This window comes from Janthinobacterium lividum (genome assembly GCF_011601275.1).
Classification (GTDB): domain Bacteria; phylum Pseudomonadota; class Gammaproteobacteria; order Burkholderiales; family Burkholderiaceae_D; genus Janthinobacterium; species Janthinobacterium lividum_E.
Genome location: NZ_JAAOLY010000005.1, coordinates 325,390 through 349,575, shown reverse-complemented (window position 1 = coordinate 349,575; position 24,186 = coordinate 325,390). Strand labels below are relative to the sequence as shown.

Below are 24,186 nucleotides of genomic sequence, written 5' to 3'. Positions count from 1 at the left end.
ACCCCCGGCCCCGGCGAACTGCTGGTGCGGGTGCACGCCGTGGGCCTGAACCCCATCGACAACCTGATTCCCAAGGGCGACTTCAAGCCGATCTTGAAAACGCGCTTGCCGGCCACCCTGGGCAGCGATCTGGCCGGCGTGGTCGTGGCCGTCGGCAGCGGCGTCACGCGCTTTACAGTGGGCGACGCCGTGTATGCGAGCATTTTCGACACGCCACACGGCAGTCTGGCCGAATTTGCCATCGTGCCCGAACAGGCGGCGGCCCTCAAGCCGGCCAATCTCGATTTCGTGCAGGCCGCGTCGATTCCCATGGTCGGCCTGACGGCGTGGCAAGCCATGCACGAGCGCATGCAACTGAAACCGGGCCAGAAAGTGTTCATCCCGGCCGGTTCCGGCGGCATCGGCACGTTCGCCATCCAGCTGGCAAAGTATTTGGGCGCGCACGTGGGCACCACCACCAGCACGGCGAACGTGGAACTGGTGCGCGGCCTGGGCGCCGATGAGGTCATCGACTACAAGAAACAGCCGTTCGAGGATGTGCTGCGCGACTATGACGCCGTGCTGGGCACGGTGCGCGGCGACGGGCTGGAAAAAGCCGTGCACATTATCAAGCCTGGCAGCCACGTCGTGTCGCTGGTCGGCCCGCCGGACGCCGCCTTTGCCCGCGCGCGCGGCATGAACGTGGTGCTGAAACTGGTGTTTGGTTTGCTCAGCCGCAAGATCATCGGCCTGGCGCGGCGGCGCGGCGCCAGCTATGCCTTCCACTTCGTGCGTCCCGACGGCAGCCAGCTGGCGCAGATCGCCGGCCTGATCGAGGCGGGAACCATCCACCCCGTCATCGACAGTGTGTTTCCTTTTCTTGAGGCGAAACAGGCGCTGGCTTACCTGGCGCAGGGCCGCGCGCGGGGCAAGGTGGTGGTGCAGCTGCCCTGAGCGAGGGCCTGCCAACGACAGGTCGATGGGGGCACGCTGCAGCAGCAACTGTCGCGCGGAAGCGGCGATCGGCGTGCCTTGCCGCGCGCTCGGCTACGCTCTGAAGCAAACGTTCGGCCTTGCGCTAGCAGCCATCGGCGACGGCGCGCTGGCCTTACCAGTAGCCCAGCACCTTCCACCACGTCGTGCCGACGACGGCAAAGATCAGCAGTTCCACCACGCACATGATGAAGCCGACGCGCCACCAGTTGCCCATCGTTACGAAGCCGCTGCCGAAGATGATGGGCGAAGTGCCCGTTGCGTAGTGGGTCAGCGTCATCATGATGGCCGAGCCGGCCGTCATCATCAGCATGAAGGGCACGTGGTATTCGGCCGGGATCAGGTGCAGGCCCACCGTCAGGAAGGCCAGCAGCATGGCGCTGATGTGGGCCGTCGTGCTGGCGAAAAAATAATGCGAGAAGACGAACACCAGCACGAGCACGCCGGCGATCGGCAGCCAGTCCATGCCGCTGGCGACGATGGCCGCCTTCATGCCGGCCGAGAACCAGGCGATCACGCCCGTCTTGTTCAGCTGCTCGGCCATCATGACGAGCGCGCCGAACCACACCAAAGTGTCCCAGGCGCTCTTTTCCGACAGCACGTCATCCCAGTCGATGGTGCCCGTAATGATCAGCACGAACAAGCCGACAAAGGCGACCACCGTCGCATCGAGCGAAAACGCGGGGCCGAACAGCATGGCGGGCACGTTGGCCCACAGCAGCAGCAACAGGGCAAAGGTGCCCAGCATGACTTTTTCCGACGGCGACAGCGGACCCATGCCTTTCAGTTCCGCCTTGGCGTAGGTGACGGCGTCGGGCGTGGCTTTGAGTTCCGGCGGCGACAGCCAATAAATAATCAGGGGCATCACCAGCAGGCAGACCAGGCCCGGCAGCAGCATGCACAGGGCCCAGGTGGTCCACGTCAGGTGGAAACTCTGGCCGCTGGCCTTGGCCACGAAGTCGACCACCAGCGGGTTGGGCGCCGTGGCCGTGAGGAACATGGCCGACGTGATCGGGTTGGCGTGGTAGTTGACGAGGGCCAGGTAGGTGCCGACCTTCTTTTCCGTGCCCTTGGCCGGGTCGGAATCGAAGGCGTTGGCGATCGATTTCATGACGGGGTGGACGATGCCGCCGCCGCGCGCCGTGTTACTGGGCGTAAATGGCGCCAGCACCAGTTCGCAGATCGCCAGGCCGTAGCCGATGCCCATGGTGCGCTTGCCCAGCAAGGAAATGAACAGCAGGCCGATGCGGCTGCCCAGCCCTGTCTTTTTCAGCCCGCGCGAAATCAGGATCGCCACGACGATCAGCCAGATCAATGGATTCGAAAAACTGCTGAGCGCATCCGTGATGGCGCCCTTGGACGAAGTCGACGTCACTTGCGACAAGGACACGATGACGATGGCCATCATGGCCATCACGCCGATCGGCATGACTTTCAGGATGATCGCCAGAATCGTGGTGAGGAAAATCGCCACCAGGCCCCAGGCCTTCGGTGTCAAGCCTTCTGGCGCCGGCAGCAAGAGCATGCTCACCAGCAAGGCCGTGCAGATCAGGGCGGGGACGAGGCGGAATGGGACGGCTTCCTTGAAATGCAGGAACAGGTCGCGCACTGTTTTATACATCATGATTTCCTTTTGCTGGACAGGCATCCTGGCGGGCGGTGGCGCCCGCGTGGATTGGTGATAGTTCTTTTTAGCAACATCATACAAGCTCATGCGGCACTACCCTGCCCCGTTACGCTTGCGCATGCCGGGAAACTTCCGAATCGTTGACTTGAGCGGTATCAGAGCGCCGGCAAATATCGTTGACCAGTGACAATAGGTGACTTTTTTGCTAATTTTTCTCTGTATCTTTCCCTGTAGCTGCCGCCAGATATGCCACCAGGATTGCCAACCTTTCAGGGGAAAACTTGATGAATAGCACGGAACAGTACTCGATCCACCCATCCATCGGCATTGCCCGCGTGGGCAACAGCCATGATTCGTTCTACCTGGCGCCGGAAGCGATCGGCGGGCTGCCGATCGAAGTCGACAGCAACAACGATCCGCAGCGAGTCGATGGCAAGCCCGTCCACGTTGCCCAATTCAAGGATGCGGCCGGCCGCGTGCGGCGCCAGGCCGCCAGTTTCCGCATCTACAAATCGGTGGCGGGACGTCCCGGCGAAAAAGTCCTCGTCGACCTGCAAGACCCGAGCATTGCCAAGATTGAATGGACAGTGCACGTGGCAAACAAGAAGGCAGCCTGGTGGAACTTTATTCCCCTGCTGGGCGACCTGATGTTTGGCCCCTACAACAGCTATGAAACCTGGGAAAATACGCCACCCGCCTGGAAGCTGACGCCCACGTCCTGGACCAATCTGCGCAATGACGGCGTCACAGGCGATGCGGCGCGGCAAAAACTGATCGTCGATCCTGGACCGCGCACGCTGGCCGCGCCGCTGGGCAAGGCCCATTTCGACAAGGATGGCGCCGGCTCCTATGCGCATGTGTCCTTCCCCGATCCGCATGCCATCACGCAAGGCTATCCCGTGCGCACCCTCGGTGAAATGCGCACGGATTCGCGCGGCAACCTGCTGGTGATCGGCGCCTATGGCCGCGCCGGCGGCTCTGAAAGCATCACGGGCTTTGGCGGCGGCGATACGTGGAATGACGACGTGGCCGACGGTCCCGTCAGCGCGACCATCCATTTCAAGGATGGCAGCCCGTCCGTGGAATTGAAAGCCTGGGTCGTCATCGGCTCGCCGAAGTTCGCGCCCGAGCTGGTGAATATTTCCACCTGGGATGACGTCGTGGCCGACATGGCCATCAAATACAAGAACGCGTTGCCCGAGGCCTACGACAAGGCACGCTGGAGCGGCAGCGATGGCTGGAATCCCGATTATGTCGTCAATTACGCGCAGGACATTCAGCCATTCCTTGCCAGGATAGGCGATTATCAGTGGGTGGCGACGGTGCCGTCGATGACGGCCTTCATCCGCCCCAACTTCGACGTGGCCGATGCGTCGGAAGCGAACCGGCCGCAGCGCGAAAAATTCTTCAGCTATTTCAGGAAGCCGTCGGCCATCCGCCCCGGCACGAAGGAACAGGTGCCGGGATTCACGGGCGGCCAGGGCGGCCAATTGTTCAGTGACGCCACCACGGAGAACCCCGCCGCCGGCATTCCTCTCATGCCCCTGAATTCGGGCAGCAACTCCGTGCGCAACAACGTCATCAGCAAGTTTTCCGTGCTGACGGATACGCAATACTTTGCCTTGCAGCAGTGGGCGGCCGGCAAATTCGCCGCCGACGCGCCGGGCTTGGCCTTACCCGGCATCGACCCGCTCGATCAGGCGGGCATCGGCAACTGCGTGGGCGAGCCCATGTGCCCGGGCATCGAAGTGACGTGGAGCGTGCGCAATCCCATCATCTACGCGAAACCGTACGCCATCCTGCACCGCGTGGATGCCGACTATGCAAAAAACGGCCTGTCGCCGGGCCGCGACGAGTGCGAACCGCTGGACTGGAACGATCCGACCGTCGGCACCGGCTGCGAACCGGGCGACCTGACCAAGCGCATGGCCATCCCGTGGCAGGCCGATTTCTATGACTGCTCCGTGCAGATGATCAACTTCGACAATCCGGACCTGGTCAAGAATCCCGACACGCTCATTCCCGTGCCGCCCACCTACTACGCCTACTGGTGGCCGCCGCAAAGCCCGTGGAACGTGATCAACGGCGCCACCACCAAGGAAGAACAGGCGCTTGCCGGCGTGCCGGCCGGCATGCAAGTGATGTACAGCCGCGGCATGAACAGTTTTTCGCAAATGATCAGCTCCTGGCACTACCTGGGCTTCATCGTGAACCAGAACCAGGATGCCGAGTCGGGCCGCCAGTATCCGTATTTTGTCGAGAAGGAGCGCAATCACGCCAAGTTCGTGGCCGCCAGCGTCGGTGTCGGCAACGCCAGCAGTTTCATCACGGGCGACGATTCGAATTACCTGCCCGCCTGGTTCCTCAAGGACGAGGATCCGCAGACGGCGCGCGAAAAGGCATCGCAGCTGTTTGCCAGCGGCGGCGCGCAAGTGGCCGTGCATGACACGCCGAAGAAAATCCAGCCTGCCAACCGGCGCCGGTTTTCCCATTGAGTGTCCCGCCAAGCACGTCGTCATCGCGCGACTACGACGTCGTCATTGTCGGCGGCGGTGCCGCCGGCACTGCCGCCGCCCTGACCCTGGCCCGCTACACGGGCTTGCGCATCGCCTTGCTGGAAAAGCAGCTGTTCGACGATTACCGCGCTGGCGAAACGGTATCGTCGTCCATCTTTTCGATGCTGGACTTCCTCGGCGTGGGCCGCGACCTGCTGGACGGCGCCCAGCTGCCCGCGTTTTCCCACGCGGCCGCGTGGGGCAGCGCGGAGCTGACGTCGCGCGACGCCATCTTCAGCAGCCACGGCCACGGCTTGCACCTGGACCGCAGGCAATATGACGCCATCCTGCTTGAGCAGGCGCGGTTGGCGGGCGTGGAGCTGTTGCGCCCGGCGCAGCTTGTGCGGTTCGAACACGGCGCCCCGTGGCGTCTGCGCGTGACGAGCGAGGGGCAGGAAGTGGACCTGACGGCCCGCTACCTGATCGATTGCAGCGGCAAGCAGGCGGCCATCGTGCGCCAGCGCAAGCGTCCCATCCACACGGAAGACTCGCTGGTGGCGCTGTACGCCTATTATCAGCTGGATGAGCCGCAATTCCTGCCGCACCGCACCCTGGTGGAAACGACGCAGCACGGCTGGTATTACGCGGCGCCCCTGCCCGGCGAGCGCGTGGCGCTGGCCTTCATCACGGATGCCGACATCCTCAAGCGCCTGCGGCTGAAGGAACCGGCACCCTGGCTCGAGGCCGGCGCGGACACCTCCCACGTGCGCGATATCGTGGCGCGCCTGCCCGCGCCAAGCGCCCTGCGCCATTACGCCATCCACAGCCGGGTGGCGTCTCTGCCGGCCGATGAAAACTGGACGGCGGCGGGCGATGCGGCCGCCTGCTTCGACCCGATCTCCTCGCTGGGCATCGGCCAGGCCATGGCCTCCGGCATCCATGCGGCGCGGGTGGCGGAAGCCTTCCTGTCTGGCGACCGGGGCATGGCGGCGGGCTACCGGCGCGGCATTTTCGCCGCGTTTGAAACCTATCTGCAGATGCGGCGCGGCTTCTACGGCGCCGAGCAGCGCTGGCGCGACGCGCCGTTCTGGCAGCGCCGGGCAGCGTCTTGACGCCCCCGGCAAAAAACTGAGCCAGGTCAAGAGAGCGCATGTCCGCCGCCCGTTTCCGGGCCAATTCCAGCCCTGCCTTGCCATTCGCACTATAATGTTGCCACCGTGTGCGGCAGCATTGGCGGCGATAGACGGTAACAATTTCGTGTGGAGGCCGGTACAATAGCGTCTGGGCCTACACAGGGTTTCACTTTTGCCAGCAGTTGCCAGCAACTAACCATTTTTTTGACCAGCCAACAAATACTATGAGTTCGATGAATGAAGAGCGCGTTTTAAGCGTGCACCACTGGACGGATACCCTGTTCTCCTTTACCACCACGCGCGACCCGTCGCTGCGTTTCTCGAATGGCCATTTCACCATGATCGGCCTGCGCGTCGACGGCAAGCCTCTGCTGCGCGCCTACAGTATCGCCAGCGCCAATTACGAAGACCACCTGGAATTTTTCAGCATCAAGGTGCCGGGCGGTCCATTGACGTCGCGTTTGCAGCACTTGCAAGTGGGCGACACCGTCATCGTCGGCCGCAAGCCGACAGGCACCCTGGTCTCCGACTACCTGCTGCCAGGCAAGCGCCTGTACATGCTGTCGACTGGCACGGGCCTGGCGCCTTTCCTCAGCATCGTGCGCGATCCGGACATCTACGAGCGTTTCGACCAGCTGATCCTCGTGCACGGCGTGCGCCAGGTCGATGAACTGGCTTACCACGACTTGCTGGAAGAGCATCTGCCGAAGCATGAGTTTCTGGGCGAAATGGTCAGCGACAAGCTGCGCTACTACCCGACCGTGACACGCGAAGACTTCCGCAACATGGGCCGCATCACGGAACTGATCGAAAACGGCAAGCTGGCCGAAGACCTGGGCGTGCCGGCATTGAACCCGGCAGAAGACCGCGTGATGATCTGCGGCAGCTCGGAGATGCTGCGCGACCTGAAGGAAATGCTGGAAGCGCGCGGCTTCAAGGAAGGCAATACCTCGACGCCTGGCGACTTCGTTGTCGAGCGCGCGTTCGCCGAGAAGTAATCCGCAGAAAATCCGTAGCAAATACAGGGGCCCGGCCCCGCCGCTTCCCGCGGCGGCGCCGGGCCTTTTATTGGTGGCCGCGCTGGTAGCGCAAGCCATTCATGAAGCGCTGCACGGGCGTAAAAGTGCTGCTGAGGATATCGTCATGCGCGGCGTAATAGCGCGTTTCGATCTTCAGCAAGCCCAGCACGGTCGCATCGAGCTTGTCCGTCTGATACGGCCGGCTTTCCAGCGCGGCGCGCGCCCCCGCCGATTGCGCCGCTTGCCGGTTGTCCCAGATCAGCATGGGAATTTCATAGCCACTCTTGTCCGACGCCGAATGGCCCGCATGATTGCGGCTGTAGCCTACTTCCTGCCCATGGTCGGATACGAACAGCAAGGAGGCGGCCCGGTCCGTCTTGGCCTTTTCCGCCATGCCGATCAGGGTGCCCAACACGTAATCGCCATAGCGAATGGCGTTGTCGTACTCGTCGCGCTGGTTGCGTATCCAGCTCGGTCTGCCCTGGTGCTCCATCTGTGCGCTGACAGCGTCGTGCGCCCGGTCGAAATGAGCAAAGCGGCGGGGATAGCGCATGTCATAGCTGGGATGCGCGCCCAGCAAGTGCACGACGATGAGCTTTTTCGGCGCTTCGTCGCGCAGCGCGTGGGCGAACGGCTGGAACAGGTTGCCGTCAAAATTGTTTTCGCCACGGCCAGTGCCATAGTTGATGAAGTCGCTTTCATCGGCCTCGCCCGCCAGCAACCCGATCCAGCCATCGTTGCGCGTCTGGTTCGATACCCAGAACGTCTTGTAACCGGCCGCCTCGGCCAGCATCAGCAGATTCGGCTTGGCCATCCACGCGTCCGGGTTGCCGATATCGGCGGGCGTGAGCATCGTCATCATCGATTCCACGGTGCTGGCGGCCGGCGAAACCACGTCATTAAATACCAGCAGCTTCGAGCGCATGGCGTCGAGCTGGGGCGTGGTCGCCCGCGCATAGCCATACAGCGACATCGAGGCGCGGTTCGTGCTCTCGCCAATCACGAGAATGACGGTGCGGGCATCCTCGCCCGCATAGCGCACGTTCCAGTCGCGCGGCGCGGCCATGGCCGCCGTCAGCGCGTGCTGCATCGATTTCATGGCGTCCAGCTGCGCGCTGTACTGCTGGTAGCGCAGCGGCCAGAACAGGGCCGGATTTTCGCGCCGCATCGTGGTATTGACGTGCAGCAGCACGAGAAAGATCGCCATGCAGGCGGCAAAGCATTTCTGCGCCAGGCTAGGTGCGGCAACGTAGCGCGCCGCTTGCCAGCGCTGCAGTTGGCGGTCGGCCAGCAGCACGGCCGCCGTCACCAGCAGGAAGCCGCCGGCCGATTGCGCCAGGGCGACGCCGTTGTGCAGAAAAAACTCGCCCGTTTCGGCTTGATCTGTCGCAAACACGGCTTGCAAAACCGCATTGGGATTGGGCCGCATGCCAAAATAGCCACGCAAAAAGCCCTTGATGGCGGCGTCGAGGTAAAACACGGGCGCGACGACGCGCAGCAGCACGGTAATCGCACGGGCGCTGGAACTGCCACGCCACGCATGCAGTACGCCGCCCATGCCCAACAGGAAGGCCGCCAGCAAGACGGCCAATTTCAGGCATTCGTTCGCGCTTAACTGATCGAAGAGGAAAAAAACCAGCAGGCCAGCGATGCTGAGCAGGACACGGCAAAACAGAATCAGCATGGAGGCGACAAGTAACAAGCATGGAAGGAGATGCCCGTGCGGACGGGCCAGCGATTGTAGCGCAGTCTGTTGCAACTTGTACCATTATTTCCACGCGCTCCTGACAGAAACTGCCAGTACTTTTTATTATGATTTCGGCACCAGCGGGCTAGCCAGCCTGTACTATTGATATCACCACTTGCGACAGGACTTCTTCATGACACGTGCCATTACCATTCTGACCGAGAACTTTGCCGACTGGGAAACCGCCCTGCTCAATTCCACGGCGCGCCTGTACTACGGCTTTTACACGCAGTTCGCCACGCCGGGCGGCTTGCCCGTCACCTCGTCCGGCGGCATGCTGGTCACGCCGCAACTGGCACTGGAAGAGATCGTGCTCGATGAACTCGACTTGCTGATGGTGTGCGGCGGCAGCTTCTGGCAAAGCGGCAAGGCGCCAGACCTGGGCCCGCTACTGCGCGCGGCGCGCGACAAGGGCGTGGTGCTGGCCGGCATTTGCGACGGCACGCGCGTGCTGGCGCAGGCGGGCGTGCTCGACACCGTGCGCCACACCTCGAATTCCGCCGGCAACCTGACGGACACGGGCTATGCGGGCGCGGCCCTGTACCAGGACGTGCCGTGGGCCGTGGCAGACCAGCGCGTCATCACGGCGCCCGGCACGGCGCCCGTCACCTTCACCAGGGAAGTCTTGCGCACGCTGGGCATCGCCGATGACAACCTGACTGCCTATCTGGCCATGCACGGCGCGGAACACGGCCAGGCTGCCGCCTAGTCGGCGCCCAGCACGCGCAAACGCGCCACGGCGTGCGTGTTGCCGGGGTCCAGTTCCAGCGAACGGCGGTAATGCGTGGCGGCCAGGTTCTTGTCGCCGTCCGCCTCGTACGCTTCGGCCAGGCTGTCGTGGCCATTCGCCCCTTGCGGGTATAGTTGCACGCCAAGCTGAAAGACGGCCACGGCCTGTTTCGGCTGCTGCCGGCCCAGCAAGCGGTAGCCCCAGGCATTCAAGTCGTCTTCCGTGGGCTTTGGCAAGCCGTGCTGGCGCAGGATGGCCGCCAGTTTCTGGTCCAGTCCCTCGAAACCGGCGCTGGCCGCCTGCTTGCGCAGCAGGTGCGCGGCATACGCGCCGCCCCGCTGCTGGCGCAGGGCGGGAAGATAAAAACCGGCGACGGTATCGATCAGCTGTTCCGGCTGGCCGCCGGCCAGGTTGCTGAGGATAATGACGGCCAGGCCATCGTTCGGATACACATAAAAGGCCGAGCGGCCACCACCGATGCCGGCCACGGCGCGGTGGCCATCGCGGCCGATGGTTGGCCAGCCCAGCGCCCACGGCGCCGGCTTGCCGTCATTCAAGCTGGTCGGCTGCCACAGCCGTTCTACAGCGGCGGGGGCCAGCAAGCGTCCCGACTGCAGCGCGATAAGCCAGTTGGCCAGTTCACCCGCATTGCTGTTGATGCCGGCCCCGGCGCGCATGAACACGGGAAAGTCTTCGATTACATTGCGGTAGCCTTTGCCGCCCCGGTCCAGCACGTAGGAACTGGCCTTATTGGCAACCACGTCCTTTGCGTCGCCAAAGCCGCTGTGCGGCATGCCCGCCACGTCAAACTGCCGGCGCTGGATGAAGGCGGTAAAGGGCTGGCCGCCCTGGCGCTCGATCAATTGCGCCAGCAACACGTAATTGGTCTGGTTGTAGCGGTAGCGCTGGCCAGGCGGGGCTTCCACGGCCAGCGCCTGCACGGCTGTCCACGCCGCATCGGCGTCATCCGGCTGCGGCCCCACCAGCTTGCCGCTGCGTTGGTCCAGCACGTCGGGCAAGCCCGAGGTATGGTTGAGTAATTGCGTCACCGTCACGGCTTGCCAGGCGACAGGCAGCCCCGTCAGGTACTGGCTGATAGGGGCGGCCAGGTCGATCTTGCCCTCCTGTACCAGCTGCATCGCGGCGACACCAGCAAACGCTTTCGTCGCCGAGTTGATGGAAAACAGGCTCGACTCCGTCACGGGCACCCGGTATTGCAGGCTGGCCAGACCGAAGTTGCGCTTCAGTACGATTTTGCCATGCTGTATCACGGCCAGTTGCAGCCCTGGAATCTGGCGCTCCTGCATTTCGCTGCGCACGAAGGCGGCAATATCGTGTTCGGCACGGGACGCCTGCGCATGGCTGGCGGGGATGGCGGCAAGCGCCATGACGAGCAGGACAGACGGGAGGCTTGGCTTCACGATGCGGCTTTCGGCAAGAGAAAACGGAACCGCAGCATCCCATACCTATTTGTCAACGTCAACGACAATATTGCCATTCAGAAAGTTACTCGTCCAACCACACATCCTCGTACCCTTCCCGGTCGAGGATGAACTTGGCGCCGCTGGGCAAGGCCAGGTAATCGACTACCTGCGGCAGCATTTCATGCAGGTGTTCCGCATGCAGGGGCTGGTAAAAGTCCAGCGCATCGTCATGTTCGCCGCAGTGGATGAACCAGCTGATGGTGCCGTTTTCCGGCAGCGCGATGCGCGTGCCGTAGATGGGCGACTGCGCCAGGCTGGCGATGGCCAGGGCCACCATGGGTTCGGGCGCTTGCGCCGGCAAGCCGAATTTGTCGCAGATGCGCTGTTGTGTTTCGCTGATCGGTGCGGTCATGGTACTTTCAGGATCCAATGTAGTGGTAATGGAGGCGCAGCGCGCCATCGTGGCCGGACATTTCCAGGTGCAAGATCGCCTCGCCGGGCTTGCCATCGGCCAGCAAAAGGCATTCCATACCCAGCAGTCCGGCATCGGTCGCATACATGTCGACGGCGGGACGGCCGCCCTTGCCCGGCACGAAGGCTTGCGCCAGCGGCGCCAGGGATAGCGTCTGGCGCGCCGCAAAATAGCTGTCGAGCATCTCTATGACTTCGTCGGCCACGGCCGCCGACAGGCCCCAGTCGCGCTGCAACGCAACAGGATCGCGCCCGTCCAGCGTCCGCACGAAGGCCGCGGCCTGCGCGTATGCCAGCTGACGCAGGCTGTCGGTAATATCCATGCTGCGACTCCTCTCTCTTAATCAGGCGCCATTATAGTGCGCCACCCCGCGCAAGCGCCATCCATTTCCCTCAATAATCATCCGCACGCACCGCGATAGTGCGGCGCAATAATATTTGCGCCATCCCTAGATTTAAATCCTGCAATCATGATTTATCGACTGATAATAATAACGACGCATTGCGTGATATTTGGTGATTATTCTAAAAATGCAGTCGCGCGCACAATTCAATTTCACGTTGACTCCTAATTATTGCGGCGCTAATATCGTAAAGCCATTCACCGTGGCCGACAGCTCAAGCCGTACTTAACCATCACAAGAGGATAGTACAATGCAAAATCAACCAAAATTGTTCGCTTTCAAGCTTGCTGAGAAAAAGATATCAACCCCGCCTACCCCGCCCACTGAATGGAAAGTACGCGTCGGCGTCGCCATCGCCGGTTGCAGCGAAGTCGACCGCTTCCAATACCGCTACTCTTCCACCATCAATTCCCGCGATACCGGCCAGTTCTGCTGAACGCCGCTCCCGCATCCATTCACCTTATGGCGGGAATTTCATTTAATTCCCGATGCAAACACGCTTGCGCCATTTACGGCGCGGTGTCCCCGTGCGTGCGGCATTCATATCGATCAATATTTATTTTTGAAATTTTTAATTTATCGGTTGACGCGGCATTCTTTAAAAATTAGCATTTGAAAGCCAAATCAACTGGCACTCAAAAAAGGCAGTACTTAACCATCACAAGAGGATAGTACAATGCAAAATCAAACCAAATTGTTCGCGTTCAAACTGGCAGAAAAACAGGTGCAAAAACAGGCGGCGCCGGCCACCGCCTGGAAAGTACGCGACGGCGTCGCCGTGGCCGGCTGCACCGCCGTTGGCACCCATGATCAATATCGCGACTCTTCGCGGCTCAAGCCGAACGACAGCGGCCAGTATTGCTGATCTTCGCGGCACCCTGGAACCTCGCCTCTGGCGGGGTTTTATTCCAATCCCGACTTGATGAATTGGCGCCAATTGCGGCGCAGTGTATTCCTGCGCGCGGCATACATACCCTTATTTACGATTCTTTATCGATAAAAACCGGCGCCACTGGAGATTCAAAAAAAGCGGCACTTAACCACGACAAGAGGATGACAATGCAAAAACAGAATCAAACCAAGCTGTTTGCTTTCAAACTGGCGGAAAAGGAAGCAGACAAGGAAGTCAAGCAACCATGGCAGGTGCGCGATGGCGTAGCGGTGGCCGGCTGCACGTATTACGGCGATCCGGAAGATTACAATCTGCGCGACAGTTCGCGCTTTGCGCCCAACGATACTGGCGTGTATTGCTAATACCTTAGCCAACTGAAGGCTTTGCCACGGCAAGGCCTTTCCTTCGCCGCAGGCCCCTGAATGCATAAAAAGGTATTAATTATCAGCCATAGCGGCGATTTGCACGCCGACCTGGTTTCCCAGATCCTGGCCGACCGCGGCCATGTCCCCTTCCGTATCGACCTCGACGCCTTTCCCCGCGATTACCAGCTGTGCCAGCGCCTGCTGGACGGCCGCGCCAGCGCGCGCCTGCGCCGCTTGCCCGATGGCGACTGGCTTGACCTGCAGCACGTGGGCGCCGTCTGGCTGCGCAAGCCGGCCGACTATGCCTACGCCAGCGCCGACCTGACGCCGCAGGAGCGCGCCTATGCGCAGCTGGAAACGGAGCAAGCCATCTTCAGTGTGCTGTACGGGCTCGATTGCTACTGGCTCAGCCATCCGCTGGCCCTGCGCGGCGCCCAATGGAAAGGCGAACAGCTGGCGCGGGCGGCGCGCATGGGTTTTCGCGTGCCCGCCACCGTGATCACCAACGTACCCGACGACGTGCGCGCTTTCCGCGCGGCCGTCAAAGGGCCCATCATTTTCAAGAGCATGTCCACGCCCAGCCTGGCCGCCGAATCCGTCGAAGATGCAGACAGGGTCAGCGCCGGCATCGGCACCACCATCGTCGACGACGCCATGCTGGACAGCCTGGACGCCGTCAGCGAACTGAGCTGCCAATTCCAGGAATATATCGCCAAGCAATACGAATTGCGGATCACCGTGATTGGCAAGCAACTGTTTGCCGCGCGTCTGTATTCCCAGGACGATGCGCGCACGGCCATCGATTCGCGCGACATGTCGGCCCCCATCCGCTATGAAGCCGCGACCTTGCCGGATGACATACGGCAGTGCTGCCTCGCTTTCGTGCACAGCTATGGCCTCGAGTATGGCGCGCTGGACCTCATCGTCACGCCCGAAGGCGAGTATGTTTTCCTGGAAAACAATCCTGTCGGTCAATTTCTGTATGTGCAACAACTGGTGCCCGCCTTGCCCCTGCTGGAAAGCGTGGCCACTACCCTGATCGAAGGAGCGTTATGCCACAGCCAGACCTGAGCCAGATCCCCGTCCAGCTGCGCGAACTGGAACTTGTGCGCGACAGCCGCGCCATCGTCCTGGCCGCCTCTCACCTGGACATGGAGCTGCTGCCCGCCCTGTACGAGCTGTGCCAAGGCATAGGCCCCGTGGCGCGCCTCGACGTGGTGTTGCACGGCCGCGGCGGCATCGTCAACGCGGCGCGCCGCATCGCCATCCTGCTGCGACAGCATGCGCGCCACCTGAGCTTTATCGTGCCCTTCCACTGCCAGTCGGCAGCCACCCTGCTGGCCTTGGGCGCCGATGAAATCATCGCCGGTGACCTGGCCCTGTTCTCGCCCATCGACCCGCAGCTCGACGGCGTCGATGGCGGCGCCATTTCCAGCCTGGACATCAAGGTGTTCGGCGACATGGCGCAGCAGTGGTTCGGCGTGGATGCGGCCGAGGCGCGCCAGCAATCGCTTTCCTTGCTGTGCGGCAGCATCTTCCCCCCTTCCCTGACGGCCTTTTACCGCACCACCCTGGAACTGGCGCAGATCGGCGAGGAATTGATCGCATGGCAATTGCCCGACGCCACGCCAGAGGCGCGACGCGCCATCGTCGCGCAACTGGTGACGGGCTACCACTCGCACAACTATGCCCTGACGCGCGAAGAGCTGGTCCAGCTGGGCCTGAACATGGCGCGCGATGCCCACGCCGAACGGCTGGGCTGGGCCATCTCGACGCAGCTGCAGGCAAGCATAGGCGGCGCCCTGCGCAGCGCGCCCGACGAAGCGTGGAATGACGCCCTGCTGGCGTCGCGCGACGGCGTGCAGCTGCGGCGCCAGCGCCCGGGCGGTTTCGCGCCCCTGTGGAGCAGTGAATGCTGACGCCCCTGCCAATCACGTTGCTTGCCGATATTGCGCGCTATGTTATTGCCTTGCTGCTGCTGGCGGCCAGCGTAGGCAAGCTGCGCAGCTACGGGGAATTTCGCGGCAACCTGGCCACCTCGTTCGGCCTGCCGTCCGCCGCCGCCCGATTCGCTGCGCCAGCCCTGGTGGCGGCAGAGCTGCTGCTGGCCGGCTGGCTGCTGGCGGGCGGCACGCACCTGCCAATGCTGCTGTCGCTCTTGCTGCTGAGTACCCTTACTGGCATCCTGGCCTGGCGCTACTTCACGCACAGCGTGGTGCGCTGCAGCTGTTTCGGCGAAACGGCGCGGCCTGTGTCGCAATACGATCTGCTGCGCAACATGCTGGCGGTGGGCATCAACGGCAGCTACTTTGCGCTGGCGCAGGAAACGGCCTTGCCCGTCGCCACCTCCCTGTTGGCCGCCGGCTTGGCGGCCATCGTCTGCGTGGCCGTGATTTCCCTGCACGACATCGCCACTCTGGCAAAGGCCGGCTGATGGATGACATGACTTTACAGTTCGTGCTGGCGGCGCTGGCCTTTGCCGTCGCCGGCAATATCTGGCTGACCCTGGCGGTGCTGCGCGCTAGCCGCCGCGAACGCATCGCGCCCACTGCGCTGGTGCCGGGCGAGCCGCTGCCTGCCGTGCAAGCCCGTCCGCTGGCTGGCGGCGCACCTTTCCAGCCGGGCGCCAGCGGCCAGGCGGCCGTGCTGCTGTTTTTGGCCAGCCGCTGTCCGAAATGCGCGGAAAAGCTGGCGGGCATCGAACTGCTGCTGCCGCTGGCGCGCGACGCTGGCCTGGCCATGTGGCTGATCAGCGAAGAACCGGCCCGGAGGCTGCGCGCCTTCTTGCCCGGCAGTATTTTGCGGGACGCGGCGGCGCGGCTCACGCTGCGCGATTACCGGCGCGTGAATCCGCTGATGAGTTCGCCTTCCTATGTGTTCGTCAATCACGAGGGCACGGTGGAAGCGGCCGGCCTGATTGGCGACGAAGACTGGCTGGCCCTGGCCGGACAATTGAACGCCGAACCGTCGCAGGAGCGCGCCGCATGAGCAATATGAACTTCAGCCCGCATCTGGAACGCCTGCGCCTGCTGTACCCGGTGCGTTGGCGCATCGCCGCCGGTCTGCTGTGCATGGCCCTCACTGTGGGCGCGCAGCTGGCCTTTCCACAAGCCATCGCGTATTTCATCGACAACGTGGCGCAACTGACGCGGCGCGGCGTCACGCCGGGCATGGTGGCCGTCATGCTGGCCTTCAGCCTGCTGTATGCGCTGGCCTCGGCCGCCCGCTTCTATCTGCTGCAGTCGGGCGGCCACATGATCGTCATGGGCGTGCGCCGGCGCCTGTTCGACGTCGTGATCAACCAGCCCATCGCCTTTTTCGACAAGCACCACGGTGGCGAACTGAACAGCCGACTCACGTCCGACGTGTCGGCCCTGCATGAAAGCCTGACCATCGGCGCGGCCAATGCCTTGCGCTCGCTGTGCGTGTTTTTGGGCGGCATCGCCATGCTGCTGCAGCTGTCGCCCATGCTGAGCCTGCCGCTGGCCCTGTTCATCCCCATCAGCCTGTATCTCGGCAAGTTATCGGGCAGCAATTACCGGCAGCGCGCACGGGCCATTTCGGCCACCCTGGCCGCCAGCGGCAAGGTGGCGCAGGAATATTTTGCCCATGCGCGCCTGGTGCAGGCCTTCAACCAGCAAGGCGGCGCCATGGCGCGCTATGCGCAAGCCATGCGCGAGCTGCTGGGCGTGTCGCTGGCCGGCACGCGGCTGCTGGCCGTGTTCCAGGGTGCGCAAGGGCTGCTGGCCTTCGTGGCGCTGCTGACCACCTTGTGCTTCGGCGCCCATCTGATCGGCCAGGGCCGCTTGAGCGTGGGCGAGCTGACGGCCTTTGTCATCTATGCCAGCATGGTGACGGACACGGCCGGCTCCATCAGCGAATTCTGGAATACGTGGATGCGCACCATGGGCTCGACTGACCGCATCTTCGAAATCCTGCGCAGCCACCGCGCCGCTCCCGAGGCGCCGCCGCAGCCGCCGCTGGCGGGCCATATCGCACTGCGCGACGTGCGTTTTTGCTACCCCGAGCGCACGCAGGTCACGGCCCTCGACGGCGTCAGCCTGTCGATACGCGCGGGCGAAAAAATCGCCCTGGTGGGTGCTTCGGGCGCGGGCAAGTCCACCATCGCCAGCCTCGTGCTGGGCCACTACCAGATAGACGCGGGCAGCCTGCAGTTCGACGGCATCGACGCGCACGTGCTGGGCGTGACGCAGCTGCGGCGCCAGATGGCCGTGGTGGAACAGGAACCGGCGCTGTTTTCCGGCAGCATCGCCGACAATATCGCCTTTGCCGTGCCCGACCGGGTCGTGGTGCGCGAAGCGATGGTGGCGGCGGCGCGCCTGGCGCATGCCCACGATTTTATTGAAGCCTTTCCGGACGGCTACGAAACCCTGGTAGGCGAACGGGGCGTGCAATTGTCCGGCGGACAGAAGCAGCGCATCGCGATTGCCCGCGCCATCCTGCGCACGCCGAAAATCCTCATCCTGGACGAAGCGACCAGCGCGCTCGACGCCGCCAGCGAACAACTGGTGCAGCACGCCCTCGATACCCTGATGCAGGGACGCACCACGATCATCATCGCCCATCGCTTTTCCACCATCGTCAAGGCGGACCGCATCATCGTCATGGACAAGGGCAGGATTTGCCAGCAAGGCACGCACGCCGAGCTGCTGCGCGCGGGCGGCCAGTATGCGCGGCTGATGCAGCAGCAGCTGTCGCAATTCCAGCAGTTGCATGACAGTGCGGCAACCCTGTAAAGTGGGCCAGATGAAAACAACCTGCCAGGGCAGTTGCCACTGCGGCGCCGTGCGCTTCGCGGCCGAGATCGACCTGGCTGCCCCCAGCCTGCGCTGCAACTGTTCCTACTGCCTGAAAATCCGCTGCTGGGCCAGCATGGTGCCGCCTGCGGATTTTCGCTTGCTGGCCGGTGAGGCGGACTTGAGCGAGTATCGCTTCGGCGTACGCCGCGAACGCCATTATTTTTGCCGCCATTGCGGCGTGCGCCCGTTTGGCCATGGAGACTGCGCCCCGCAGCGGACCGTCGTCGGCATCAGCGTCAGCTGCGTCGATGACGCATCGGCGGCCGAGCTGGCGCAAGTGCCCGTCACCTTTGTCGATGGCCGGCATGACGAGTGGGATATGCCGCCGCAGGATACGCGGCATCTGTAGTAGCAATGTAGAAATGGTTGTCTGCTACCCCGGACTTTTCCTACATGGCGACAAGTCGTGTCCCTATGGTTAAGCCTGACGCAGGCAGGGAGAATGGTCTCAACGGTGCAGCCAATGTTGAACCGGATGATTACGCAGACCAACCATAGGGGACACGATCATGACTTCGAACAGCAACGACAAATCGGGCAGCCAATCGGACAAACAGCAATCGGGCCAATCGGGCAGCCAGCAGTCGGACAAACAGTCCGGCACCCGTCAATCGTCGGGCGGCACCCAGGGCGGCACGCACGAGCAGCACGTCGAGGCGGGCCGCCAAAGCCACAAGAATGACGGCGACAAGCAGTCGGGCTCGCAGCAATCGGGCCAACAGTCGGGCCAGCAATCGGGTTCCGGCACGGGCACGCGCGGCGGCACACATGAGCAGCACGTGGAAGCGGGACGTCAAAGCCACAAGAATGACGACAAATCCTGATTCCGGGGCATGGCCCGATGCGCCTTCCTGATACGAAAGCACTGACGGCCATGCTGTGCGCGGGGCTGGGCATGAGCCTTGCCGCCTGCGGCGCCAGGAATACGGCATCAAACGTGGAGGCGCCGGGCACGCCGGCCGGGGTCTCCACGCGCGTGCTGGACGCGGGCGCCGATGCCCTGCAAGCCCGGCCGCCGATTGCGGCGCTGAACGCCTACCTTGACGGTTTTCATTTCTATAATGGCAATCTGCGCGGCCAGATGGAAGCGCACCACTATTGCGCCATCGTCAATGAAGAGCTGATCCAGTGCGTGATCTACGACGGCAATGTGAAGGATGCCAAGCTGATGGGCGTCGAATACATCGTCAGCGCCAGGCTGTACGAGGGTTTGCCGGCAGAGGAAAAAGCGCTGTGGCACAGCCATGTGCATGAAGTCAAATCAGGCCAGCTGATTGCTCCCGGCATTCCCGCCGCGGCGGAAAAAGCCTTGATGCAAAAACTCGTCGCCACGTATGGCAAGACTTGGCACACGTGGCACACGGATCTGCACAAGAGCTTGCCGCTGGGCGTGCCGCAATTGATGATGGGTTTTACAGCCGATGGCCAGGCCGACGCCGCCATGGTCGCCGCGCGCGACCGCCGTTTCCGCATCGATTCCGCCGAAAAACGCCGCCAGCGAGCCGATATCGCCGCGCCCGCCATCATAGACGGGGCCGATGCCTGGCAGCACGGCAAGACCGTCCAGTTGGCCGACCCGACCGGAACGCGGCACGGTTCCTCATCACTACCGTCCCCCTCCACGCACACGGCCGAACCCGCCATTTCGCGCCCGGCCCGATAGTCTGCACGCGAAAGGCCGTTGTCTGGATCGGCATTCTGGGCGATAATTACGCCCATGAACGATACCACCACCTTACCCCCATTGCCCGATCGCCTGTCGATCGACCCTAGCAGCCCTTACCACGTTGCAGCCGTGTTCGAGAACGACGTCGGCATCCGCTTCAACGACAAGGAACGTCTTGACGTGGAAGAATATTGCATCAGCGAACGCTGGATCAAGGTCGCTTCCACCAAGTCTCTCGACCGCCGCGGCCGTCCGCTGCAGATCAAGCTGAAGGGCAAAGTCGAAGCGTTTTACCGTTAAGCAATACTTGCAGTTGTTCCTGCAGTGTCATCGAGGCCGATTTTCATCGGCCTTTTTTGCGTCCGCCGCCGTCCGCTCACGCCTCGATGGTGACCAGCCCTGCCGCGGCCGCCATGGGCAGCCACAGCATCGTGTCGGCCAGCACCTCGTCCGGCGCCCTGCCGCTCGACTGCGCCGCCTGTCGCGCGCACTGCGCCAGCGGCGCGCAGCCAGCCAGCGCCCGCAGGCAGTAAAACTGCCACGGCTGCAACTCCTGCATGGCAAGCCGGTAATGCAGGCGCGAAATGGCGACAAAGGCGGGAGCGGCGTCCGGCTGGGCCGGCACGGCGTCGTCTGGCGCAGCCTGCGCCTGTTGCCAGAAAGAACACATCGGAAACGACAGGGCCAGCAGCCGCGTGCACGGCGCCAGGCGCCAGGCCGGTGTCTTTCCCAACAGCAAATCCAGGCTGCTAGGCAAGCTGGGCGCCGGCTGTTTTTCCAGCCCCGGCGCCCTGCCCGCCTCGCTGCGCGCGCGCTCCAGCTGCGCCAGTTCGACGGGAAAGCGCAAGGCGCTGCCCTGTGCCCCGGCCGCATGCTGGCTGGCGGCAAGAAAATCGGCGAAGCCGCCGCCCAGGTCATACAAGGTGGGGGAAGCAGATGGGTGGCGCCACACATAGGCGCGGGCAAAGAACGCGAACAGCTCGTCACCCATGACCTTGCGCAAGACGGGATAGTCGGCCTGCAGGCATTCGAGCAGGCGCTGCACATAGCCGTCCGCATGGATGTGCAGCGGTGCCGGCCCGCCCCGCGTCCGTTTCAGCACTTGCTCCTGCGTCAGGCCATGGCGCTCGCTGGCCAGCTGCGCGCCGCGCACGGCGCCGCCGGGCGTTGTCATGGCCGTCAGGAACCACGCCTGCAATTGCGCCAGCGGCATGCCGGTTTCGCCAGCCCCGCCTGCGGCGGTGTTACGGCGCATGGGCCGTCTCCAGGTGAAAGCCCAGCGGCGTGGAGATGGCGGCGGCAACATTGGACGCGGCCGGCAACGTGTCCGCGAATTCGCCGCGCACCGCCGCGCGCGCCTTGTCCAGTTCGGCAAGCAGCTGCGCATACGGGGGAATCTGCGCATCCCATTCCAGCAGGGCCGACACGCCGCCCGTCAGCTGCTGCGCCAGCGCATACAGCCGCCAGACGGCGTCCGGCACGGGCGCATCGTGGGTATCGATCAGCACGGCGCCGCAGACGGTCGGCCCGGCCAGGTGGATCTGCACGATGTGGTCGTGCGGCAACTGGCGGATGTAGGCGGCCGCATCATAGCCGTGGTTATGCGCGCTGACATGGACATTATTGACGTCGAGCAAGAGCCCGCAGCCCGTGTCCTCGGCCAGGCGGCCCAGGAATTCCCATTCCGGCATGCTGGACTGGGCAAACTCCACGTAGGTGCTGGGGTTTTCCAGGATCAGGGGGCGCCCCAGGAATTCCTGCACCTGCCGCACGCGCGCGCCCACGTGGCGCAGGCTGGCCTCGTCCAGCGGCAGCGGCAGCAAGTCGTGGCTGTTGAGCGAGGCGGCGCCCGTCCAGCACAGGTGGTCGGAAATCCACGCGGGCCGGATCTCGGCGGCCAGCTGGCGCAGCTTGCGCAGGTAGCTCAGGCTCAGGGGATCGCTGCTGCCGATCGACAGCGACACGCCATGCATGACGATGGGCACCTGCGCCGCCACCTGCTCGAGCACATGGCGCGCGTAGCCGTGGTTGTCGATGAAATTCTCGCTGATGATCTCGAACCAGTCCACTTGCGGCCCGTGGCGCAGGATGTGTTCATAGTGCGGCGGGCGCAGCCCCACGCCCAGGCCCAGGTTCGGCAGGCCCAGGCGCGGCCGCGCCTCGTGCAGGATGCAGCGCATCAGGTCGACGGCGGCAAGGCCAGGCGCAGGTCGGTGGGCGCAGGCGGCGCTCCCACCGGCGTGCCGCGCGCCGCCATCACCTTGCCGTAGGCTTCCCAGGCCTTGTCGTAGACGTTGTCGCCCAGCGTAAAGCTCATGCTCTGGTGCAGCGGAATACTGCGGTGATCGGGTGCGGGACCGAAATCGTACAAGGTCATGGTGGCGGGCTCGGGAGGTTCCTTGCCCGTGGTGTTCGGATACAGCTGCGAGGCGGAAATCGGCACGGCGCAGCCGCCAAAGCTCGCGCATTTGTTGTCGCTGGGCGCGCTGTAGACTTTATCGGCCTCCGGCGGCGGTGGCGGCACATAGCACGGCGTGCCCGGCGACGCGGCGGCCTTGACCGAGTGGCCGCAGGACGAGCCGCCCGTGTCGGCCTGGGCAAAGCCGCAGCCGCCCTGGGCGTGGCAGCCGTTGGAGCCGCGGCACGTGTGGTAGACGGCCAGCGCGGCGCAGGTGGACGATGCTTCGCCCTCCAGGTGCATGCCCTGGCAGGCGTGGTACAGCACGCTCCTGTCGGCCAGCGGCACGCCCGTCGCCAGGTTCGGCGCCTGGCCCAGCACGGCCCAGCAGATGGCCATGCGGTCGCCCGCGCCAACCATCGACGGATACGGGAAGTCCAGTTGCTGGTTCAGCCAGTACTGGTCCAGCACGGAAGTGATGCCGTAGATGGCGCCCGTGGCCACCGTGCTCAGCATTCCCAAGGTGCCGCTGGCGTCCTTCAGGCGGTTCAGGGCGCCCGCCACGGCGGCCGGCGCGGGGATGTTCTTCGGCGCGGTGGCCGGGTTGTAGCGTTCGTTGGTCAGCATGGCCTCACTCCAGCGCCCGCCTTCCCTGTGCCAGCCGGCCCAGGTCTTCACGGGCAGCATGGCTTTCACTTGGCCGAAGCGCTCGTAGTGGTCGAACGGGGCGCTGTCATGGCGCGCCTGCGCATCGCGCGATTCGGCGTCCTTGCCATTGTTCGCGTAGGACGGATAATCGCACTGCAAGGCGGCCAGGTCTTCGCGGTAATCGGGCTGCACGGCCATCAGGCGCTGCGCCGCGTCGCGGCGGTAGCGCTGGATGGCTGTTGCGCTGCCCTCGCCCTGGTCCGTGATGGCCGCCATCATGTCGATGGCCTTGTTGAACGAGCCCGTCTGGCCGCCATCCTGGTCCTGCGGACCGAAGCAGGTGTCAAAGCGGGGAAATTCCGCCCGCGCATGGCCCTGGACCCGGCTGTTGAACATGTCCTGCTGCACCGAGCCGTTGACGAACAGTTTTTGCCACAGGGTCTGGCCATCCGTGTATTCGATGCTGATGTAGCGCGCATAGCATTCGTACATGTAGCCGATGGTGCCGAACAGGGGCAAGTCCTGCACGTGCTTGCCCGGCGTCCAGCCCGGCAGCGGCACTTCCGGGAAATATTTCGTGTGATTGTGCTTGTCGAACTCGGCCAGCTGGGCGCGCGCCTGCTGTTCCGGCTGCTCGATGGCGAGGAACAGGTCGCACTGGTTGTCGTTCAGCTCTTCCAGGTTGACGCGCACGTGGCGGTAGCCGGACGTGTCCTGCAAGTCGACGATGTGCGGGATCACCGTGCAGCTCTCGCCGTAGCAGGTCCAGCCGTGGTCCTGCGATTGCAGCTCCGAGCCCGTGAAGCACGGCGCCGTGCCGATGGCCGTGGCCAGGTTGGCCGCCATCTGCAGGTGCAGCATTTCCTGGATGAAGACGCTGAAAATGATATTGAAAGCCTTCTGCTCGGCCAGCTCGGGGCGGGCCGTGGTGCCCATGCCCGGCCACTGGCGGCCTTCGTAATAGGTGATGCCTTTCGAGTTAATCTGGTGCGTGCCATGGATCGAATACATGGTGGCCATGTACAGGGGAATGGTGAACAGCTCGACGCTGACGGCCGCCTGGGCGATGGCGCGCACGGCCGCCTTGTCGGTGTCCAGCATGTCGAGCGGACGATTCGTGATGGCGGGCTGGGTGCTTCCTAAAACGGGCATTTTCATTCTGTATCTCCACAGGCAGGATGCGTTTCGGATATCGGGCCGGGGCGCGCCATCTGCGCGCGCTGTTCACGGCAAGGAAATCATACGCCTAGGAAAGATATTTTTGCGGCAAGATTTATGCGCTGGCCGGGAGGCAGCGCAGCCTGCATTGCGCCATGAAAATAGGCGTTTTCAGCCCACATTCGATGACAATTGAATAGAATCGGCAAAACGCACG

The 24,186-nt window shown here is 63.5% G+C and carries 25 protein-coding genes; 17 read left to right on the top strand and 8 right to left on the bottom strand.

Annotated features, from left to right (window positions below):
• Positions 1 to 933 (top strand): NADP-dependent oxidoreductase (locus GYK42_RS10655; protein ID WP_166447475.1); only part of this gene is annotated, 933 nt, incomplete at its 5' end.
• Positions 934 to 1,087: 154 nt separating this feature from the next.
• Here the strand turns inward: GYK42_RS10655 and GYK42_RS10650 are convergent.
• Complete coding sequence (locus tag GYK42_RS10650) at positions 1,088 to 2,593, bottom strand: anion permease (RefSeq protein WP_046683559.1); 1,506 nt, start codon at positions 2,591 to 2,593, stop codon at positions 1,088 to 1,090.
• Between the two features lie 290 nt (positions 2,594 to 2,883).
• Between GYK42_RS10650 and lodA the strand changes: the two genes are divergently transcribed.
• The 3 genes from lodA to GYK42_RS10635 all read left to right on the top strand — a co-directional run bounded on the left by lodA (position 2,884) and on the right by GYK42_RS10635 (position 7,225).
• A complete protein-coding gene (gene lodA / locus GYK42_RS10645; protein ID WP_166447474.1) occupies positions 2,884 to 5,094 on the top strand; it encodes a CTQ-dependent lysine 6-oxidase LodA in 2,211 nt (736 codons plus the stop codon).
• A complete protein-coding gene (locus GYK42_RS10640) occupies positions 5,091 to 6,206 on the top strand; it encodes a tryptophan 7-halogenase (RefSeq protein WP_166447473.1) in 1,116 nt (371 codons plus the stop codon). Before lodA ends, GYK42_RS10640 begins: the two co-directional genes overlap by 4 nt.
• 245 nt (positions 6,207 to 6,451) lie before the next feature.
• Positions 6,452 to 7,225, top strand: a complete 774-nt coding sequence (locus GYK42_RS10635) for a ferredoxin--NADP reductase (protein WP_058051074.1) — start codon at positions 6,452 to 6,454, stop codon at positions 7,223 to 7,225.
• 67 nt (positions 7,226 to 7,292) lie between these two features.
• On the opposite strand, the gene GYK42_RS10630 is transcribed toward GYK42_RS10635, so the two are convergent.
• Positions 7,293 to 8,930, bottom strand: a complete 1,638-nt coding sequence (locus tag GYK42_RS10630) for a phosphoethanolamine transferase (RefSeq protein WP_166447472.1) — start codon at positions 8,928 to 8,930, stop codon at positions 7,293 to 7,295.
• Between the two features lie 196 nt (positions 8,931 to 9,126).
• Between GYK42_RS10630 and GYK42_RS10625 the strand changes: the two genes are divergently transcribed.
• Positions 9,127 to 9,702: a type 1 glutamine amidotransferase family protein gene (locus GYK42_RS10625; RefSeq protein ID WP_166447471.1), complete on the top strand. Its 576-nt coding sequence runs from the start codon at positions 9,127 to 9,129 to the stop codon at positions 9,700 to 9,702.
• Here GYK42_RS10625 and GYK42_RS10620 read toward each other — a convergent pair.
• The 3 genes from GYK42_RS10620 to GYK42_RS10610 form a co-directional block, all read right to left on the bottom strand.
• Positions 9,699 to 11,144, bottom strand: a complete 1,446-nt coding sequence (locus tag GYK42_RS10620; RefSeq protein WP_166447470.1) for a serine hydrolase — start codon at positions 11,142 to 11,144, stop codon at positions 9,699 to 9,701. The genes GYK42_RS10625 and GYK42_RS10620 overlap by 4 nt on opposite strands.
• 85 nt (positions 11,145 to 11,229) lie before the next feature.
• The gene (locus tag GYK42_RS10615) at positions 11,230 to 11,559 is read right to left on the bottom strand and encodes an immunity protein Imm33 domain-containing protein (protein WP_166447469.1); all 330 of its coding nucleotides are present in this window, start codon (positions 11,557 to 11,559) and stop codon (positions 11,230 to 11,232) included.
• Positions 11,560 to 11,566: 7 nt separating this feature from the next.
• Positions 11,567 to 11,941 (bottom strand): hypothetical protein, encoded by a 375-nt coding sequence (locus tag GYK42_RS10610; protein ID WP_166447468.1) that lies wholly within the window; start codon positions 11,939 to 11,941, stop codon positions 11,567 to 11,569.
• A 331-nt stretch (positions 11,942 to 12,272) separates the two neighbouring features.
• Here GYK42_RS10610 and GYK42_RS10605 point away from each other — a divergent pair, with 331 nt between their 5' ends.
• The 12 genes from GYK42_RS10605 (at position 12,273) to GYK42_RS10550 (ending at position 20,065) form a co-directional block, all read left to right on the top strand.
• A complete protein-coding gene (locus GYK42_RS10605; RefSeq protein ID WP_166447219.1) occupies positions 12,273 to 12,458 on the top strand; it encodes a hypothetical protein in 186 nt (61 codons plus the stop codon).
• A 240-nt stretch (positions 12,459 to 12,698) separates the two neighbouring features.
• On the top strand, positions 12,699 to 12,887 hold the full coding sequence (locus tag GYK42_RS10600) for a hypothetical protein (protein WP_058051179.1): 189 nt from the start codon (positions 12,699 to 12,701) through the stop codon (positions 12,885 to 12,887).
• Positions 12,881 to 13,276, top strand: coding sequence for a hypothetical protein (locus GYK42_RS10595; protein WP_166447218.1), 396 nt, complete (start codon positions 12,881 to 12,883; stop codon positions 13,274 to 13,276). Before GYK42_RS10600 ends, GYK42_RS10595 begins: the two co-directional genes overlap by 7 nt.
• Positions 13,277 to 13,336: 60 nt before the next feature.
• Positions 13,337 to 14,350: an ATP-grasp domain-containing protein gene (locus GYK42_RS10590; protein ID WP_166447467.1), complete on the top strand. Its 1,014-nt coding sequence runs from the start codon at positions 13,337 to 13,339 to the stop codon at positions 14,348 to 14,350.
• Positions 14,332 to 15,198, top strand: a complete 867-nt coding sequence (locus GYK42_RS10585; RefSeq protein WP_166447466.1) for an SDH family Clp fold serine proteinase — start codon at positions 14,332 to 14,334, stop codon at positions 15,196 to 15,198. The genes GYK42_RS10590 and GYK42_RS10585 overlap by 19 nt, the downstream gene beginning before the upstream one ends.
• The gene (locus tag GYK42_RS10580) at positions 15,192 to 15,713 is read left to right on the top strand and encodes a MauE/DoxX family redox-associated membrane protein (RefSeq protein ID WP_166447465.1); all 522 of its coding nucleotides are present in this window, start codon (positions 15,192 to 15,194) and stop codon (positions 15,711 to 15,713) included. The genes GYK42_RS10585 and GYK42_RS10580 overlap by 7 nt, the downstream gene beginning before the upstream one ends.
• On the top strand, positions 15,713 to 16,267 hold the full coding sequence (locus tag GYK42_RS10575; protein ID WP_166447464.1) for a hypothetical protein: 555 nt from the start codon (positions 15,713 to 15,715) through the stop codon (positions 16,265 to 16,267). Before GYK42_RS10580 ends, GYK42_RS10575 begins: the two co-directional genes overlap by 1 nt.
• Complete coding sequence (locus GYK42_RS10570) at positions 16,264 to 18,036, top strand: ABC transporter ATP-binding protein (RefSeq protein WP_166447463.1); 1,773 nt, start codon at positions 16,264 to 16,266, stop codon at positions 18,034 to 18,036. The genes GYK42_RS10575 and GYK42_RS10570 overlap by 4 nt, the downstream gene beginning before the upstream one ends.
• Before the next feature lie 10 nt (positions 18,037 to 18,046).
• The gene (locus GYK42_RS10565) at positions 18,047 to 18,448 is read left to right on the top strand and encodes a GFA family protein (protein WP_166447462.1); all 402 of its coding nucleotides are present in this window, start codon (positions 18,047 to 18,049) and stop codon (positions 18,446 to 18,448) included.
• Between the two features lie 160 nt (positions 18,449 to 18,608).
• Positions 18,609 to 18,923 carry a hypothetical protein gene (locus GYK42_RS10560; protein WP_035818984.1) on the top strand — a complete coding sequence of 105 codons (315 nt, stop codon included), beginning with the start codon at positions 18,609 to 18,611 and terminating at the stop codon, positions 18,921 to 18,923.
• Between the two features lie 17 nt (positions 18,924 to 18,940).
• Positions 18,941 to 19,762, top strand: coding sequence for an OBAP family protein (locus tag GYK42_RS10555; RefSeq protein ID WP_166447461.1), 822 nt, complete (start codon positions 18,941 to 18,943; stop codon positions 19,760 to 19,762).
• Between the two features lie 54 nt (positions 19,763 to 19,816).
• Positions 19,817 to 20,065 (top strand): DUF3297 family protein, encoded by a 249-nt coding sequence (locus tag GYK42_RS10550; protein WP_010398340.1) that lies wholly within the window; start codon positions 19,817 to 19,819, stop codon positions 20,063 to 20,065.
• Positions 20,066 to 20,141: 76 nt separating this feature from the next.
• Here the strand turns inward: GYK42_RS10550 and GYK42_RS10545 are convergent, their stop codons facing one another.
• The 3 genes from GYK42_RS10545 to GYK42_RS10535 are packed head-to-tail and all read right to left on the bottom strand — an operon-like array spanning position 20,142 to position 23,969.
• A complete protein-coding gene (locus tag GYK42_RS10545) occupies positions 20,142 to 21,020 on the bottom strand; it encodes an HvfC/BufC N-terminal domain-containing protein (RefSeq protein WP_240943541.1) in 879 nt (292 codons plus the stop codon).
• Entirely contained in the window at positions 21,010 to 21,945 is a 936-nt protein-coding gene (bufB, locus tag GYK42_RS10540) for an MNIO family bufferin maturase (protein ID WP_166447460.1), read from the bottom strand. The genes GYK42_RS10545 and bufB overlap by 11 nt, the downstream gene beginning before the upstream one ends.
• Positions 21,945 to 23,969: a ferritin-like domain-containing protein gene (locus tag GYK42_RS10535; RefSeq protein ID WP_166447459.1), complete on the bottom strand. Its 2,025-nt coding sequence runs from the start codon at positions 23,967 to 23,969 to the stop codon at positions 21,945 to 21,947. Before GYK42_RS10535 ends, bufB begins: the two co-directional genes overlap by 1 nt.
• Positions 23,970 to 24,186: the final 217 nt, after the last annotated feature.